Below are 16,938 nucleotides of genomic sequence, written 5' to 3' on the forward strand. Positions count from 1 at the left end.
TCGGCTTGTGATCTGCGACACGCAGTTCACGGTCACCTTTGTGATCTACGACACCCTTCGAATGGGGTCGAATATGAACATGCCCAGATTTGTCGACGCAAAGCAGTCAAATGATCACAAGCAGTCGCATTTACTTGTGAAGCGGCAGGTCAGGGGCGTGTTCCTATATCAACTATGCGTCGGCCTGAGCAAATTTCCAGGCGCCATGTTGACGTGTTATAGAGGCTCACTCGCAGGGGTGGCGGGGGTCCGAACGCTCGCTTGACCCTTCGTTCACAAGCGCGCGAGCTTGCCGTTGCACGGGGTTCCCCTGCCGCTCCCCGAGCCGCCCGATTCCTCCACCGGGCACCCCCACGTGCCACCTCTGTGCCACCTCCGCGCCGCGTCCGTGCCGCGTCCGTGCCGCCTCGGACAGGCCCGCCTCGGCCCGGCATTTCGAGCGGGCCGGGACGGCTACTGGCGGCCGGCCGCCTGCTCCCAGATCCAGGCCGCGATGCCCACCCGGTTACGGGCTCCGATCTTGCGCTGGATGTTGGCAAGGTGGTTCTTCACCGTCCCCGGCGAGATGAACAGCCCCGCGCCGATCTCGGCGTTGGTCGCGCCGTCTGCCACCAGCTCGGCGATCTCCCTTTCCCTCGTGGTCAGTTCCTCCGTCGGGCCGGCTGTCGACTGCGGAGCCGCCGCGGCCGGCTTGGCGCCGCCCCGCCCGGGCACCGGCTCCGCACCCGGGAGTGCCATGTGCCGCAGGAGCCGGACGGTGATCTGCGGGCTGATCAACGCGTCCCCCGCCATCGCCGCCCGGACCGCCTCGATCAGCAGCACCGGCCCCGACCGCTTCAGCAGGAATCCGGCCGCCCCGTGCCGCAGTGCCGTGTGCACGTACTCGTCCAGGTCGAAGGTGGTCACCACGATCACCTTGCACTGGTCGGCCAACTGCCGTGTGACCTCCAGGCCGTCGACCTTCGGCATCCGGATGTCCGCGAGCACCACGTCCGGCCGCAGCCTCCTGGCCTCCTGCACCGCTGCGGCACCGTCCGCCGCCTCCGCCACCACCACCATGTCCGGCTGGACGTCCAGGATCATCCGGAACGCACTGCGAACGTCCGCCTGGTCGTCCGCGATCAGGATCCGAATCGGCCCTGTTCCACTGCCCATCTCCGTACCTCCCCGCTACCCGTCCCGCCTCGGCTCCCACGAACCCGTCGGCCCCGCACCGGCCTCCTCCAGTGGCAGCACCGCCGTCACCCTCCAGGCCTCCCGCTCGTGCGGGCCGGCTTCCAGCGAACCTCCGAGGGCCTCGACCCGGGCAGCCAAGCCCGGCAGGCCGCTGCCGCCGCCCCGGCGCGGCCGCCCTGCCGAGCCCGGGGCCCGACCGTCGTTGGTCACCGTCAGCTCCAGCCGTCCGCCGCTACGGCGGGCCCGGATCTCGATCTCCCGCGCGGCCGGAGCATGCCGCCGGACATTGGTCAGGGACTCGACCACGATCCGGTGGACGGTACCCTCCACCTCGCGCGGCACCGGCTCCTCCGGCAGCTCCAGACGGACCGCGGCTCCACCCGTCGCGGTGAACCGCTCGGCCACCTCGGCGAGTTCGGCGAGTCCGGCCTGCGGACCGCGGCCTCCGCCCTCCTCGCTGCGCAGCAGCTGTACCGTCCGGTCCAGCGAGGCCAGCGCCCGCTGCCCGGCCTGCTCTATTCGCTGGAACATCTCCGCCGCCCGGGCCGGATCGATCCCGGCCAGGTAGGCCCCCGCCTGGGCCTGGGCGACCATGCCGCTGACATCGTGCGCCACGAAGTCGTGCAGGTCGTGGGCCAGCTCCAGCCGCTGCGCCCGCCTCGCCTCGGCCACCGCCTTGTTGCGCACCTCGTCCAGGCCCCGCAGGTAGAGCCCGATCAGCACGGCCGGCAGGGAGAGCATCGATCCGAAGCCGAAGAGCGTGAGCGTGTCCGCGGGCCCCTCGATGAACACGAACCGGGACGGCCAGAGGGCGACCGCTCCGCAGGCCGTCCAGGCGGCCGCCGCACACCACGGGCCGTCCTCGGCGCGCAGGCCGACGACCACCGACAGCAGCAGGACGGCCAGCTCCACCAGGCCCAGCAGCCCGGCCCAGCGCTGCCCCTCCGCCCAGCGGCCGAGGGACCAGACGGCGACCGTGAGCGCGACCGACGCCGCCCCGAGCGCCATGGTCACGGCCGCCGCCCCGTACCGCCGCCGCACCGGCCGGACGAACGGCACCAGGACCAGGACGACCCCGGACAGGATCTGAGTCATCGTCACCACCTCCCTCGACTCCTCGACTGCCGTCACATTACGACGCCGCCCATGCGTCACGCCTGTGCCGATCGGCATATTTCAAAGGCGGGTTGAGCAGGAGGAACAGCCCGATCGGCATCTGCCGCCAACCCCTGTCGGGGCTCCAGTCTTGAGTCGTCGCACCGGCCACGGAGGCCGGAACCGAAGGGAGTCCACCACCATGTCGAAGCTCGTGATCAATGCCCGCGGCACCGCCTCCCGGGCCGTGGCGGCCGCCCCGGACGTCCCGCCCGCACCGCACTGGGCCCGGCTCGCCGCCAAGGCCGCCGTCCTGACCACCGTCCCCTCGGGGCTGTGGCGGATCGCCTTCGGCTTCGGCGTCCCGGTCGGCTTCAGCGGCGCGACGCTCGCCGCGTACGCCGAGCACCAACCGGGTTGGGGCACGCTCTACTGCGTGGCGCTGAGCGCCCTGGCCGAGTCGCTGGCCTTCCTGACCCTGGGCCTGGTCCGGCCCTGGGGGCTGGTGGCGCCCCGGTGGATACCGCTGCTGGGCGGCCGTCGGGTCCGGCCACTCGCCGCGATCGTCCCGGCGTTGCTGGGCTCGGTGATCCTCACCTCCCTCGGTACGACCGCGCTCTTCGGCGGCTGGGCCCGCAACCTGGCCGAACCGGATTCTCCGCACGGTCTCGCCGGCGTGGTGATGACACTCGCCTACCTGCCCCTGGTCGCCTGGGGCCCGCTGCTCGGTGCGGTCACCCTCGACTACGCCCGCCGGACGCTGCGGCGGCACCGGTGACGACGGCGGCCGGTCACACCTGGGCCGGCTCCGCGCTCGGCCCCACCGCATCCCTCCCGCTCGCGCCCTCGCCCTCGTCCTCGTTCCGGATCAGGGCCGGCGCGGGGGCCGTGCGCCGACCCCACTCCGTCGCGACCAGCACCAGGGCTCCACCGAGCAGGGCGAGCGGGCCCATCCGGTTCCCGGCCATGGTGATCCCGAAGACTGCGGCCCACAACGGCTCGGTGCCGAGCAACAGGCTCACCCGCGAGGGCGACGTGGCCCGCACGGCCCACATCTGGACGAAGAAGGCGAACAGAGTGCAGAACAAGGACAGATGCAGCAGCCAGGCCCACTGGCCGGCTCCGTACGAACGGGCGACCGTCCACGGCGCAGGGCCGACCGACAGCGCGACGACGGAGAACACTCCGGTGGCCACGGCGAGTTGGACCCAGGTAACGGCGAGCATGTCGGTGTCGCGGACGGCTCGGGTGCGGGCCATCGCGAGGACGTACGCCGAGCGGACGAGGGCGGCGCCCAGCACCAACAGATCTCCGAGCGTCGGAGGGCGCAGCCCGCCGTCTCCGGTGAGCAGGGCGACACCGAGGACGGCCAGCCCGGCGGCCGCGAGGAAGGCCTTCGGTGGTGCGGTCCGGCCGAGGGCGCTCTCGCCGAGCGGGGTGAGCACCATCGCGAGGCTGATGATCAGTCCGGCGTTGGTCGCGGAGGTGTGCACGGCTCCGCAGGTCTCCAGCAGGAAGATCCCGCTGAGCACCAGCCCCAGTGCGGCACCGCCGAGCCACTCGGCACGACTCAGCCTCCGCAGGGCACGCCAGGCGACCACCCCGAGCAGCGGCAGCACCAGCCCGAACCGCAGCACGAGCATCGCCACGACCGTCCCGGGCTCGGCCACGCGCTGGACGGCGAGAAAGCTCGATCCCCACACCACGGCCACGAGCAGGACCGGAAGATCACGAAGGACCGACGAGGACGAACCCTCGGGCAGGTCGGACAAGGAGGCAGACATGCGAAAGATCCCTCCGAACGGACGGAACCGGCGGGCGCGAGTACCGTACGGCGTCGGACGGACCCAAAAGCCGGGCGGAGAGCCCGGCGGCGGACGAGGTGGAGCGTGGAGCAAAGGTGCGCCATCCTCGCGCACCGGACCGCCGGTGATCAATGCCCCGCGCGGGCGCCGATGGGTCGGGCGCCGAGCAGGTGGCCGCGGCAGGCGGGCAGACCCTGCTCGTAATGCAACTTGAGTCGCATTACGATGAGCGCGGCGCGACCGTCACGCCACAGCGATCCCTGACGCGACCGGAGTCGACTTTGCCTGACACCACCCACCCCGCTCCGGAACCCCGCACCCCCACCCCGCGCCCGGGCGGCCGCAGCGCCCGGGTCCGGGCGGAGGTGGTCGCCGCGACGCTCGCCGAAGTCACCGAGAAGGGGTACGACGGCCTCACCGTCGAGGCGGTCGCCACCCGCTCCGGCGCCCACAAGGCAACCCTCTACCGACGCTGGGGCGGAGTGGACGGCCTGGTCGCCGACGCCCTGACCGGATCCGCCGACCAGCCCTGGCCCCTGCCCGACACCGGAGACCTCCAGCAGGACCTCCGCCTGATCACCCAGGAGGTGTTCAGCGTCTTCACCGACCCGGAGCTCGGCCCCACACCGATAGCGCTGATCTCCGCCGCCCAGCGCTCGGACGCCGGCGCGGCCGCCCTCCGCGCCTTCTTCGCGGCCCGGCACCGCCAGGCCGCCGAGGTGGCCGAACGGGCCGTCGCCCGGGGCGAGCTCCCCACGGGGACGGACGGCGCCGAGGTGGTCCGGGCCGCCACCGCGCCGCTCTACTACCGCCTGTTCGTCTCCGGCGAGCCCCTGGACGCCCGCACCGCCGAGCGGGCCGCCGACGCCGCGGCCCTGGCCGCGCGCGCCGGGCTCTTCACCACCACCGCGGCCACCACGACCACCACGGAACAGAACTGACAAACCATCACACCACTGCCGTCCGAGGAGCCACGGCCGCCCCAACCCCTACCGCATCCCCATCCGGCCGTGGATGATGCACCCATGACAACCCCGCCGTCCACCACTCCCCGGAAGGTCCGTCACGTGAAGCGCACGCACTGGGCGCTGGTCGCCGCCGCCACCGTCCTCCCGCTCGTGGCGAGCACCGGCACCGCCGTCGCGGACGCCCCCGCGGCCGGCACCCCCACCGCCGGCTGCACCTACACACCGGCTGTCCCGGCCGACAACTTCAAGGGCATCCCGGTGTTCGACGCCAAGAAGGCGGCGAAGCCCTACCGCGCGACACTGCGGACCAGCCAGGGCCAGATCACCTTCGAGGCGCTGACCGACAAGGCGCCCTGCACCACCTTCTCGTTCCGGTTCCTCGCCGAGCACGACTACTTCGACCGCAGCCACTGCCACCGCCTCACCACCCAGCGGATCTACGTCCTCCAGTGCGGCGACCCGACCGGCACGGGCAGCGGCGGTCCGGGCTACTCCTTCCCGGACGAGAACCTGACCGGCGCCACCTACCCGGCCGGAACCGTGGCCATGGCCAACGCCGGCCCGAACACCAACGGCAGCCAGTTCTTCTTCGTCTGGAAGGACACCAAGCTCTCCCCCGCCTACACGCCCTTCGGCCGGATCACCGCCGGCCTGGACGTGCTCCAGAAGATCGCCGCCGGCGGCGAGGACGACCAGAACAACCCGGGCGACGGCTTCCCCACGCTCCCGGTGAACATCCGCAACGTGAAGATCAGCGCCCGCTGACCGGGCGGGCCGGACAGCCCCGGCCCGCCACCCGCCGTCCCCCGCTCCCGTACGGTGGCAGCACCAACGACACCGCAACGGGAGCAGGAGCAGCACCGCATGGACAGCCGGATCTGGGAGAGCGTCGACCACCTGGTCGCGTGGCTGGACGAGCAGAGCACGCAGTCGCCCCAGGAGGAGCGACTGCTGCGGATCCTCAAGCTCTCCGAGGAGATCGGCGAGGTCGGTGCGGCGGTGGTCGGTGCCACCGGCCAGAACCCGCGCAAGGGGGTCACCCACACCTGGGAGGACGTCCAGCATGAGCTCTGCGACGTCGTCTTCTCCGCCCTCGTCGCCCTGAGGACCCTCACCCCCGACGCGGCCCGGGTCTTCGCCGAGCGCCTCGCCTACGTCGAACAGCGCTCCACCGCCTCCCGGCGACCGCCGGAGGAACCCCCGGCGGTCGACGAGGCATAGGCGACGCCCCCGTCAGGGACGAGGCACGCCGTCCCCCCGGGTCAGGCGTTCGGCGCGACCCTGGCGAGGCCGTTGATCACGCGGTCCATCGCGTCGCCGCCCTGCGGGTCGGTGAGGTTCGCGAGCAGCTTGAGGGTGAAGCGCATCAGCATCGGGTGGGTGAGGCCGCGCTGGGTGGCGATCTGCATCACCTTGGGGTTGCCGATGAGCTTCACGAAGGCGCGACCCAGCGTGTAGTAGCCGCCGTACACGTCCTTGAGGATGCGCGGGTAGGCCTGGAGGGCGCGCTCGCGGCCGCCGTCGGTGACCCGGGCGAGGGCCTGCACGATGACCCCGGCGGCGATCTGGCCGGATTCCATCGCGTAGGCGATGCCCTCGCCGTTGAAGGGGTTGACCATGCCGCCCGCGTCGCCGACCAGCAGCAGGCCGCGGGTGTAGTGCGGCTGCCGGTTGAAGGCCATCGGCAGTGCGGCGCCGCGGATCGGCTCGGTCATGTTCTCGGGGGTGTAGCCCCACTCCTCCGGCATACCGGCGCACCAGGCCTTGAGCACCTCGCGCCAGTCCAGCTCGCCGAAGGCCGGCGAGGAGTTGAGGATGCCGAGGCCGACGTTGGAGGTGCCGTCGCCCATGCCGAAGACCCAGCCGTACCCGGGCAGCAGCTTGCGCTCGCTGCCGCGGGTGTCCCACAGCTCCAGCCAGGACTCCAGGTAGTCGTCGTCGTGGCGCGGCGAGGTGAAGTAGGTGCGGTAGGCGACGCCCATCGGGCGGTCCTCGCGCCGGTGCAGACCCATGGCGAGGGAGAGCCGGGTGGAGTTGCCGTCGGCGGCGACCACCAGCGGGGCCCGGAAGGTGACCGGCCGCTTCTCCTCGCCGAGCTTGGCGGTGACGCCGACGATCCGGCCGGTGCGCTCGTCCAGGACCGGCCCGCTGACGTTGCAGCGCTCGTAGAGCCGCGCGCCGGCCTTCTCGGCCTGACGGGCCAGCAGCTCGTCGAAGTCGGCGCGCTTGCGCACCAGGCCGTAGTCGGGGAAGGAGGACAGCTCGGGCCAGTCCAGCTCCAGCCGGACACCGCCGCCGATGATGCGCAGGCCCTTGTTGTGCAGCCAGCCGTTCTCGGTGGAGACGTCGATGCCCATGTCCACCAGCTGCTTGGTGGCACGCGGGGTCAGGCCGTCGCCGCACACCTTCTCGCGCGGGAAGGCGGTCTTCTCCAGCAGCAGCACGTCCAGCCCGGCCTGGGCCAGGTAGTACGCGGTGGTGGAGCCGGCCGGGCCCGCGCCGACCACGATGACGTCGGCCGTGCTCTCCACGGGGCTGTCCGGCTTCGTCAGATCGGCTGCGGTCTCGGACACGTGGACACACTCCTGGAACTGCGGCTGGGGGACGGCGGCTCTGTCTCCGGCAGTCTAGTTCCGCTCACGTCACCGGATGCGCCCCCGCCCCCCGACCGTCGGCCCCGGGCCGCGGCCCCGCGCCGTACCGATCGAGCCGCGGCGCCCGGCCCCGGCCGAGCCCGGCTACGCGATCTTGTAGGCCCGGTGCAGCGCGACGATCCCACCGGTCAGGTTCCGCCAGGCGACCTTCGACCAGCCGTTGTCCTGGAGCCTGGTGGCCAGCCCGGGCTGGTCCGGCCAGGCCCGGATGGACTCGGCGAGGTAGACGTACGCGTCCGGGTTGCTGCTGACGGCGGTGGCCACCGGCGGCAGCGCGCGCATCAGGTACTCGGTGTAGACCGTCCGGAACGGCGTCCAGGTCGGGGTGGAGAACTCGCAGATCACCAGCTTGCCGCCGGGCTTGGTGACCCGCAGCATCTCGCGCAGCCCCGCGTCGGTGTCCTGGACGTTGCGCAGCGCGAAGGAGATCGTCACCGAGTCGAAGGTGTCGTCCGCGAACGGCAGCCGGGTGGCGTCGCCGGCGGTGAGCGCCAGCTCGGGGTGGCGGCGCTTGCCCTCGGCGAGCATGCCGACCGAGAAGTCGCACGGGACGACCTCGGCCCCGGCCTCGGCGAAGGGCAGTGAGGAGGTGCCGGTGCCGGCCCCGAGGTCGAGCACGAGGTCCCCCGGCCCGGCGGCCACCGTCTCGGCCACCGCCCGGCGCCAGGCGCGGGCCTGGCCGAGGGAGAGCACGTCGTTGGTGCGGTCGTACTTGGCCGCGACGTCGTCGAACATGGCGGCGACTTCGTGCGGCTGCTTGTCCAGAGAGGCTCGGGTCACGCCCCCATTGTTCACCCTCGCACGGACGCCCCGACCAACGGGGCACACCGACCCGGAGCCGAACCCGGAGCCGACCCCGGCCGAGCCCCGGCCCGCGCCCGACGTCGAGCAGCCGCCCGCCGGTAACGGGCTCGGCCCACCCGTACCGGGCACGGCCGGTCAGTGCTGAGCGCGCCGCCCGCCCGCGCGGCGCCGCCGACGCGACCGCTTGCCGTGCGTTATCGCGGGCATCCCGTCCGCCAGCGCCCCCGTCGCCAGCGCGAGGTTGGCGGCCAGCTTCCCCTGCCCGCCGCGGAGCGCGAGGGCCTTGTGGTGCCGTCGGATGCGCAGCACGCAGATCACGAAGAGCACGACGGCCACCGGCACGCTGAACCGGGCCAGGCCCACGCCGACGGGCTGCGGGTAGGTGTCGCCGCAGATCCGCACCGCGCCCGGGTCGTCGGCGGCGTGCTCCAGGCAGATCCTGTCGCCGAGCCTGGCGCTGTCCGAGAGCGGCAGCGCGGCCGCGGTGTGCGGCTCCCCGCCGGCCCGGTAGCTGACGGCGCTGTAGGTGCCGCCACCGGTCGGGAGCTGGGTGACGACCCCCTCGACTCTCACCGGGTGCGCCTCGATCCGGTCGGCCTGGTCGGCCTGGCGCCAACCGAGCAGGCACATGCCGACGGCCAGCACGGCGCTGAGCACGGCGGCGAGGTACCAACCACGGCCCATCCGCGGGGTGCGCGGCGGGGGAACGGTCGCGGTTTGCATGGTTCCTGTCCTGGCTTGCCTTCGGGGCCGGGGACACGGCCCCGCCGCCCGCGGGCGCGGGCAGTGGTGTGGTGAGGGTACGGAGTGAGCTGTCCGGGATCGTATCCGCTGGCGGGCCCTCAGGTCACGATGAAGGGACAATCACTCTCCGGCACCGACACCGGAGTTCGGGTGCACACGAAGGAAGTCCCGTTCGCCACAAGGAAATCCGGCTACTGACGAGTACGTCACACCTGCCGTGACGACCGTCTCACCGTCGGCGGTACACCAACCGCCCGCCCAGCACCGTGGCCAGGCACCCACCCGCCGCCGGTTCCGCGCCCGACACCGCACCCGTACCCGCGCCCACGTCCGCGCCCGACACCGCTTCCGCGCCCCCGCGCCCGATCCCGCCCCCTGCGACCGCGAACACCGCGAAGTCCGCCCGCCGCCCGGCCGCCACCCGCCCGTACACGGCCTCCGTGAGCGGCAGGACGGCCAGCGGGTCCAGCGGCCCCGCGCCCACGTCGCCCGGCCCTCCTGACGAACCAGCAGAACCGGCGGAAGCGGGCGCCCCGGGCAGTCCCACGACCCCCGACCGCGCCACCGCCGTCCGCACCGAAGCCCGCTCGAAGGGCCCGGCCACCGCCGTCACCCCGTACCCCAGCATCCGCTGCAGTCCCCGCCGTGCGCTGGCCCCGCACCGCGCCTCGTCCGTGGACCCGGCCAGCCCGTCCGCCACCGGCTCGACGCCGACCTCCTCCCGGGGATCGGGGTGGTACGCCCGTTCCAGCAGCCGGTGTCCGTACGGATTGCGCAGCCCGGGGGTGAGCACGGCCGCACCCCAGTCCCGTACCCGCGCGCCGGGGTGGGCGGCCGCCAGCTCCCCGTACGGACCGACCGCCTCCACCAGCTCGCCACGCACCACCACCGCCCCGTCGGCGATGGACGGGGCGGTGGGGTCGGCCGGGTCGGGCAGCACGAACGCCGCCCGGTGCAGAGTCAGCACAACAGCGCCTTCGACTTCGACAGCAACGCCGGCGGCAATGCCGACGCCGGCGGCAACGGCCACGGCCACAGGGACACCGGCATCAACCACACCGGCGCGGGAGGGGCCAGGAGGAGAGGAGGAGAAGGGGACTCAGTTGTCCAGGATCTTCAGCTCGGGGTGCGCGGTGCCGCCCTCGATCGCCGTGGAGGCGATGTGCGAGGCGACGCGCGGGTCGACCGGGTCGTTGGCCGGGTCGTCCAGCACCCGCAGGTGCTCGTAGGTGGTCGAGCGCTGCGCCGGGACGCGGTCGGCGGCCCGGATGAGGTGGATCAGCTCGGTGAGGTTGGAGCGGTGCTTGGCACCCGCCGCCGAGACGACGTTCTCCTCCAGCATGACGGACCCGAGGTCGTCCGCACCGTAGTGCAGCGACAGCTGGCCGGCCTCCTTGCCGGTGGTGAGCCAGGAGCCCTGGATGTGGGCGACGTTGTCGAGGAACAGGCGGGCGATCGCGATCATCCGCAGGTACTCGAAGACGGTGGCCTGGGTCGAGCCCTTCAGGTGATTGTTCTGCGGCTGGTAGGTGTACGGGATGAAGGCCCGGAAGCCGCCGGTGCGGTCCTGCACGTCGCGGATCATCCGCAGGTGCTCGATCCGCTCGGCGTTGGTCTCGCCGGTGCCCATCAGCATGGTGGAGGTGGACTCCACGCCGAGGCCGTGGGCGATCTCCATGATCTCCAGCCAGCGCTCGCCGGACTCCTTCAGCGGGGCGATCGCCTTGCGCGGCCGCTCCGGCAGCAGCTCGGCGCCGGCGCCGGCGAAGGAGTCCAGGCCGGCCTTGTGGATCCGGGTGATGGCCTCCTCGACGGAGACGCCCGAGATCCGCGCCATGTGCTCGACCTCGGAGGCGCCCAGCGAGTGGATCACCAGCTGCGGGAAGTCGGCCTTGATCGCCGAGAACGCCCGCTCGTAGTACTCCACGCCGTAGTCCGGGTGGTGGCCGCCCTGGAACATGATCTGGGTGCCGCCGAGCTCGACCGTCTCGGCGCAGCGGCGCAGGATCTCGTCGAGCTCGCGGGACCAGCCCTTGTCGCTCTTCGGCGGCACGTAGAAGGCGCAGAACTTGCACGCCGTCACGCAGACGTTGGTGTAGTTGATGTTGCGCTCGATGATGTACGTCGCGATGTGCTCGGTACCCGCGTAGCGACGGCGGCGCACCGCGTCGGCGGCGGAGCCGAGCGCGTGCAGCGGCGCCGAGCGGTAGAGCTCCAGCGCCTCCTCCGGGGTGATCCGGTCACCGGCGGTGGCGCGGTCGAGCACGGCCTTCAGGTCGGTGCTGGACGCATCGAGGGTGGTCGCTGCGAGCTCGGTCACCTGGCGGCCTTCTCTCTCTCAAGTGCTACTCGGGTACGGCCGAACCAGCCTACGCCAGCACATTCCGCCGCCCGCGTCAGCCCGCTGAACTGCGCACGGGCCGCCCCGGACCCCGCCGCAGCCCTCGGCCGCCAGCCCCGCCAGCCCCGCCGCAGCCCTCAGCCGTCGGCCCCGCCGGCCCCGTCGGCCCTGCGCATCGTGCCGGCCGGGTTCCCGGCCGGCGGGTCGGCGGAGGCGAAACGGATCGTCCCGTCGGACTGCAGGGTGAGCGTCTCCGCGTTGGAGCCGCCGGTGCAGGCGCCGGGGATCGAGGAGCGGACCAGTCGGGACTGGAACACCAGCTTGGTGGCGGAGGCCGACTTGAGGGTCCAGGCGCCCTCGCAGCTGATCGAGAGCAGCCCGGAGACGGCGTTGCGGCTGGTGGTGCTCTCCTGGCCGATCGCCGCCGGACGGACGGTGAGCGTGGTGGTCCCGCCGGGCAGCCCCTTGTCGGTGACCATGTCCCCGCTCCAGGTGCCCAGGAAGGCGGCGGGCACCACGCTCGGCCCGCCCGTCCCGGGCGGCACCGCACCCGGGGCGGACGCCGTCGCGTTCCCCGGAGCGCCGGAGGCCGAGGTGGACCCGGAGGTGACGGCGCCGCTCGGCGGGACGGCCCGGCCGGGGTCGGCGGACGCCTCCGGCAGCGGCGCCGCCGTGGGCCCCGACACCGCCGGTTCGGCCCGGTGCAGCCACCCGTACAGCCCGTACCCGCCGCCCCCGAGCAGCACGAGCACCGCCGCGACCGCCGCCGCGTTCCGGGCCCGCCGCGGCCGCGCCCCCTGCGCGGTCCCGTCCCGGACGGCCCCGCTCAGCGGCGGGTGCTCCCCCGCACCCTGCGGCCCGCCCGCGGACACGAAGGTCGGTGTCCGCACCGCCCCGGCCAGGGCACCGGAGGCACCCGCGTCCGCGCCCACCCCGTCCGGAGCCGCTTCCCCCGACTCCCCCGGCTCCCCCATCTCCCTGTCCAAGTCCAAGTCCAAGTCCAGCAGTTCCACCGCGCTGCGTCCCACCCCCGCCGCCAGTTCCCCCGGCAGCCAGCGGCCCTGCGCCAGCCGGGCGGCGGCCGCACCGTCCGGGTCCAGCCGGGCGCGCAGCTGCCGCGGGGTGGGCCGGGCGGCCGGGTCCTTGGCCAGGCAGCCGAGGACGATCCCGCGCAGCGGCTCGGGCAGCCCGGCCACGTCCGGCTCCTCGTGCAGCACCCGGTAGAGCAGCACGGCCGCGCTGACCCCTTCGCCGAAAGGGTGGACGCCGGTGGCGGCGAAGGCGAGGACGGCGCCGAGCGAGAAGACGTCCCCGGCCGGCCCGACGGCCTGCCCGTTCGCCTGTTCGGGTGACATGAAGCCGGGCGACCCGACCACGTAACCGGAACGGGTGAGGCCGCCCGCGGCGTCCAGGGCCCGGGCGATCCCGAAGTCGATCAGCCGCGGTCCGTCCAGGGTGAGCAGCACGTTGGACGGTTTGACGTCCCGGTGCACCAGGCCGAGTCCGTGGACGTGGGCCAGGGCCTCGGCGAGCCCGACGCCGAGCGAGCGCACGGCCGGCTCGGGCAGCGGCCCGTACGTCCGGACGGCGTCGCCGAGCGCGGGGCCCGCCACGTAGCCGGTGGCGACCCACGGGCGTGCGCCCTCGGTGTCGGCGTCCAGCACGGGCGCGGTCCAGGCGCCGCCGACCCGCCGGGCGGCGGCGACCTCCTGCCGGAAGCGGGCGCGGAACTCGGCGTCGTCGGTGAGCTCCGACCGCACCACCTTGACGGCGACGGTGCGCCCGCCGGCCGTCCGGCCGAGGTAGACCCGGCCCATTCCGCCCGAGCCGAGCCGCCGCAGCAGCCGGTAGCCGCCCACCTGGCGCGGATCGTCCGACCCCAGTGCCCGCATCCCGCACGCTCCCCTCGCCTCGCACGCGCGCTCCGCCGACCGACGGCCCACCGGACGCGCCTCGGGTGCAGACCGTACCGGGCCGGACGGTGCTCCGCCCGGCCCTCGGGCCTGTCTTCACCCTTCCGCCCGCGCGGCGGCGCCGGGCGTACGAAGACGGGCACGGGCCCCGCGAACAGGTGCGGGAACCCCGCAGCCGGACGCCGCGCCCCTACATCCCGTGCCTCCCCCTACCTCCCCTACATCCCCTGCTGCGTCCCCAGCGGCAACGACACCGGCTCCAGCAGCCGCACCGCGACGTCGGGGGCGAACCCGCTGTCATGCGCGACCCGCCGGGCGAACTCCGTGACGCCGGACAGCTGGCGCTCGCCGAGCGAGAAGTCGAGCGCCTCGCTGAAGTACCGCTCCAGCACGTCCGCCCCGAAGGCCTCCCAGCGGGCGGCCTGTTCGGCGACCTTGCCGGCCTCCACCAGCGACAGGTCGCGGGACTCCAGGAAGGCCCGGTGCACCGCGGCGGTCAGTTCCGGGGCGCGCTCGGCGAACTCGCGCCGCACCGCCCAGACCGCGAAGACGAAGGGCAGGCCGGTCCACTCCTTCCACATCTCGCCGAGGTCGTGGACGGTCAGCCCGAGGTCGGCGGCCTGCCCGAGGTAGGCGCGCAGGGCCGGGTCGCCGATCAGGACGGCGGCGTCGGCCTCGGCGAGCATCGCGCTGAGGTCCGGCGGGCAGCTGAAGTAGTCCGGGCGCACGCCCTCGCGCTCCTCCAGGAGCAGCCGGGCGAGCCGTACGGAGGTGCGGCTGGTGGAGCCGAGGGCGACCCGGCGGCCGTCGAGGTCGGCGAGCGGCACCTTGCTCACGATCAGGCAGGACATCACCGGGCCGTCGCTGCCGACCGCGATGTCCGGCAGGACCAGCAGGTCGTCCGCGTTGCGCAGGTACTCCACGCAGGTGATCGGGCCGATGTCCAGGGTGCCGTCGACGAGCTGGTCGCTCAGCTTCTCCGGGGTGTCCTTGGTGAGGTCCAGGTCGAGCAGGTTCCCGGTCCTGGCGAGTCCCCAGTAGAGGGGTACGCAGTTCAGGAACTGAATGTGGCCGACCCGGGGCCTGACCGGTGTGTTCTCCTGGGGCTCCCGCGTCCGCGCGTCCGGTGTCCGTGCCTCCGGTGCTGCCACTGCGCCGCTCCCTCGCTGTTCGTGCCTCCCCGCAGCGTATGCCTGCTGTTCGCGGCGGCTCGCACCGGCCGTCCGACACGCCTTCAGCCGCCGTCGACGCGGCGTCGACGCGCCTTTCCACGCCCGCTGCCGACACCCGCTCCGGCCCTTACGACACGCGCCTTCCACGCCGCAAGTGACCTCTGGTCGTCACAGCGGCCGCATGCTAGCGTTGCCCTCAGTTGCAGTTTGATTCCCCTTGCAGTACTTGAAGCCTGCGGAGCATGTAACCGCAGGCTTTTTGTAGTTTTTCAGCAATATCGAAAAATTTCGGACACGTCCGGAGGCAGGGCGATCAGCGCAGCGGACCGGGTGTCACACGGTGTGGCCCCCGACACGCATCGCAAGGAGAACGGCATGGCTCAGGGAACCGTCAAGTGGTTCAACGCTGAGAAGGGCTTCGGCTTCATCGCCCAGGATGGCGGCGGCCCCGACGTCTTCGTTCACTACTCCGCCATCAACGCGAACGGCTTCCGTTCGCTGGAGGAGAACCAGACGGTCACCTTCGACGTCACCCAGGGCCCGAAGGGCCCGCAGGCGGAGAACGTCACCGCTGTCTGACCATCCTCTGATGTTCTGATCGCTCGGGACCCGTACGGGTCCGCCGGCGGCTCCCGACAGCCGCCACCATGAGCACAAGAGCAGTACCCAAGGGGGCCCGCCCATCGGCGGGCCCCCTGCCTTTTCGAAAGCCCGTCCCGGGGCGGAAGTTCGGGCACGGAGCGAAGGAATGCGGAAAGGGCCCTCTCCCGTCACCGGGAGAGGGCCCTTTCCGTCATGCCGGTCGAACGTCCCCTCTGGCGTTCGACCGCACGTTCCGTCCCGGGCAGCCTGCCTCAGGCCGCGACCGGGGTCGCACCGCCCTGGCCTGCGGCGACGGCCGGCTCCGGGGCCTCGTCGTACAGGTCCCCGGACGGGTTGTTGTACGCGGCGACGTCCAGGATCTTCTCCCGGGCCGCGACCACGATCGGCACGACGACCTGGCCGGCGACGTTGGTCGCGGTGCGCATCATGTCCAGGATCGGGTCGATGGCGAGCAGCAGGCCGACGCCCTCCAGCGGCAGGCCCAGCGTGGACAGGGTCAGCGTCAGCATGATGATCGCGCCGGTGAGGCCCGCGGTGGCGGCCGAGCCGACCACCGAGACGAAGGCGATCAGGATGTAGTCCTTGATGCCCAGCTCGATGTTGAAGACCTGGGCGACGAAGATCGCGGCGACGGCCGGGTAGATCGAGGCGCAGCCGTCCATCTTGGTGGTGGCGCCGAACGGCACGGAGAAGGACGCGTACTCGCTCGGAACGCCGAGGCGCTCGGTGACGCGGCGGGTGACCGGCAGGGTGCCGACCGAGGAGCGGGAGACGAAGGCCAGCTGGATCGCGGGCCAGGCGCCCTTGAAGAAGTGCAGCGGGTTGAGCCCGGCGGCGAAGCGCAGCACCAGCGAGTAGACGACGAACAGCACCAGCGCGCAGCCGAGGTAGATGTCCAGGGTCAGCGTGGCGAAGGGCTTCAGCAGGTCCCAGCCGTACTTGGCGACGGACTTGCCGATCAGGCCGAGGGTGCCGAGCGGGGAGAGCCGGATGACCCACCACAGCGCGGTCTGGGTCAGCTCCAGCACGGACTCGCTGAGCTTGAGGACCGGCTCGGCCTTGGCGCCGAGCTTGAGGATCGCCGCGCCGACCACGACCGCCAGGAAGACGATCTGGAGCACGTTCACCTTGGTGAAGGAGTCGACGATGTTGGTCGGGAAGATCCCGGTCAGGAAGTCGATCCAGGTGCCCTTGGAGTCGAGCGCCTTGAGGCCCTCGGTCTTCAGGTTGGTGCCCTCGCCCGGGTTGGTCAGCAGACCCAGGCCGATGCCGATGCCGACCGAGATCAGCGAGGTGACCATGAACCAGAGCAGCGTGCGGGTGGCCAGGCGGGCCGCGTTGGTGACGTTGCGCAGGTTCGCGACGCTCACCACGATCGCGGTGAACACCAGCGGCGGGACGGCCAGCTTGAGCAGCTGGACGAAGATCTTGCCGATGGTCTCCAGGGTGGTGGCCAGCCAGGAGATGTCGGCGGCACGGGCCAGGTAGCCGAGGCCGACGCCGAGCACGAGGCCGGCGACGATCTGCACCCAGAAGGGCGTCTTGCGGATGCGGGCGAGCACGGACGGCGACGAGGTCGCCTCGGGCGCTGTGGACATGGGGGAGCGTCTCCGGGGGAGGGCGTTGCTGACGGTGAGGTGGGGGCGGAGCGGGCGGCACGACG

At 72.6% G+C, this 16,938-nt stretch carries 16 protein-coding genes; 5 read left to right on the forward strand and 11 right to left on the reverse strand.

The genetic code is table 11. The annotated features are described in order from the left end of the window. Positions 1-453 precede the first annotated feature (453 nt). Entirely contained in the window at positions 454-1,155 is a 702-nt protein-coding gene (locus ACFVVA_RS20990; RefSeq protein ID WP_387691495.1) for a response regulator, read from the reverse strand. A 15-nt stretch (positions 1,156-1,170) separates the two neighbouring features. Continuing rightward, positions 1,171-2,271 carry a sensor histidine kinase gene (locus ACFVVA_RS20995; protein ID WP_387691497.1) on the reverse strand — a complete coding sequence of 367 codons (1,101 nt, stop codon included), beginning with the start codon at positions 2,269-2,271 and terminating at the stop codon, positions 1,171-1,173. 202 nt (positions 2,272-2,473) lie between these two features. Between ACFVVA_RS20995 and ACFVVA_RS21000 the strand changes: the two genes are divergently transcribed. Further along, positions 2,474-3,049: a hypothetical protein gene (locus tag ACFVVA_RS21000; protein ID WP_387691499.1), complete on the forward strand. Its 576-nt coding sequence runs from the start codon at positions 2,474-2,476 to the stop codon at positions 3,047-3,049. Between the two features lie 13 nt (positions 3,050-3,062). On the opposite strand, the gene ACFVVA_RS21005 is transcribed toward ACFVVA_RS21000, so the two are convergent. Continuing rightward, complete coding sequence (locus ACFVVA_RS21005) at positions 3,063-4,055, reverse strand: DMT family transporter (protein WP_387691501.1); 993 nt, start codon at positions 4,053-4,055, stop codon at positions 3,063-3,065. 302 nt (positions 4,056-4,357) lie between these two features. On the opposite strand from ACFVVA_RS21005, the gene ACFVVA_RS21010 reads away from it, so the two are divergent. The 3 genes from ACFVVA_RS21010 (at position 4,358) to ACFVVA_RS21020 (ending at position 6,265) form a co-directional block, all read left to right on the forward strand. After that, positions 4,358-5,017: a TetR/AcrR family transcriptional regulator gene (locus tag ACFVVA_RS21010; RefSeq protein WP_387691503.1), complete on the forward strand. Its 660-nt coding sequence runs from the start codon at positions 4,358-4,360 to the stop codon at positions 5,015-5,017. Positions 5,018-5,143: 126 nt separating this feature from the next. After that, positions 5,144-5,809, forward strand: coding sequence for a peptidylprolyl isomerase (locus ACFVVA_RS21015; protein ID WP_359902240.1), 666 nt, complete (start codon positions 5,144-5,146; stop codon positions 5,807-5,809). Positions 5,810-5,908: 99 nt separating this feature from the next. Then, entirely contained in the window at positions 5,909-6,265 is a 357-nt protein-coding gene (locus tag ACFVVA_RS21020) for a MazG-like family protein (RefSeq protein WP_387691506.1), read from the forward strand. 41 nt (positions 6,266-6,306) lie between these two features. Here ACFVVA_RS21020 and ACFVVA_RS21025 read toward each other — a convergent pair whose 3' ends face one another. From ACFVVA_RS21025 to ACFVVA_RS21055, 7 genes are all read right to left on the reverse strand, one after another. After that, positions 6,307-7,617, reverse strand: coding sequence for a geranylgeranyl reductase family protein (locus tag ACFVVA_RS21025; protein WP_387691508.1), 1,311 nt, complete (start codon positions 7,615-7,617; stop codon positions 6,307-6,309). Between the two features lie 165 nt (positions 7,618-7,782). After that, the gene (locus tag ACFVVA_RS21030) at positions 7,783-8,478 is read right to left on the reverse strand and encodes a demethylmenaquinone methyltransferase (RefSeq protein WP_359902232.1); all 696 of its coding nucleotides are present in this window, start codon (positions 8,476-8,478) and stop codon (positions 7,783-7,785) included. Between the two features lie 159 nt (positions 8,479-8,637). After that, positions 8,638-9,225, reverse strand: a complete 588-nt coding sequence (locus ACFVVA_RS21035) for a hypothetical protein (RefSeq protein WP_387691510.1) — start codon at positions 9,223-9,225, stop codon at positions 8,638-8,640. Positions 9,226-9,475: 250 nt separating this feature from the next. After that, complete coding sequence (locus tag ACFVVA_RS21040; RefSeq protein WP_387691512.1) at positions 9,476-10,213, reverse strand: hypothetical protein; 738 nt, start codon at positions 10,211-10,213, stop codon at positions 9,476-9,478. Positions 10,214-10,345: 132 nt separating this feature from the next. Continuing rightward, positions 10,346-11,566 carry a cyclic dehypoxanthinyl futalosine synthase gene (mqnC, locus tag ACFVVA_RS21045; protein WP_359902223.1) on the reverse strand — a complete coding sequence of 407 codons (1,221 nt, stop codon included), beginning with the start codon at positions 11,564-11,566 and terminating at the stop codon, positions 10,346-10,348. A 158-nt stretch (positions 11,567-11,724) separates the two neighbouring features. Continuing rightward, positions 11,725-13,479 carry a protein kinase gene (locus ACFVVA_RS21050; RefSeq protein ID WP_387691514.1) on the reverse strand — a complete coding sequence of 585 codons (1,755 nt, stop codon included), beginning with the start codon at positions 13,477-13,479 and terminating at the stop codon, positions 11,725-11,727. A 239-nt stretch (positions 13,480-13,718) separates the two neighbouring features. Further along, positions 13,719-14,651 (reverse strand): menaquinone biosynthetic enzyme MqnA/MqnD family protein, encoded by a 933-nt coding sequence (locus ACFVVA_RS21055; RefSeq protein ID WP_387691516.1) that lies wholly within the window; start codon positions 14,649-14,651, stop codon positions 13,719-13,721. 396 nt (positions 14,652-15,047) lie between these two features. Here ACFVVA_RS21055 and ACFVVA_RS21060 point away from each other — a divergent pair, with 396 nt between their 5' ends. Continuing rightward, a complete protein-coding gene (locus ACFVVA_RS21060; protein WP_188301247.1) occupies positions 15,048-15,251 on the forward strand; it encodes a cold-shock protein in 204 nt (67 codons plus the stop codon). A gap of 275 nt (positions 15,252-15,526) precedes the next feature. Here ACFVVA_RS21060 and ACFVVA_RS21065 read toward each other — a convergent pair whose 3' ends face one another. Next, positions 15,527-16,873 (reverse strand): dicarboxylate/amino acid:cation symporter, encoded by a 1,347-nt coding sequence (locus tag ACFVVA_RS21065; RefSeq protein WP_387691518.1) that lies wholly within the window; start codon positions 16,871-16,873, stop codon positions 15,527-15,529. Positions 16,874-16,938 lie beyond the last annotated feature (65 nt).

Source organism: Kitasatospora sp. NPDC058048 (assembly GCF_042885555.1).
Classification (GTDB): Bacteria; Actinomycetota; Actinomycetes; order Streptomycetales; family Streptomycetaceae; genus Kitasatospora; species Kitasatospora lactacystinica.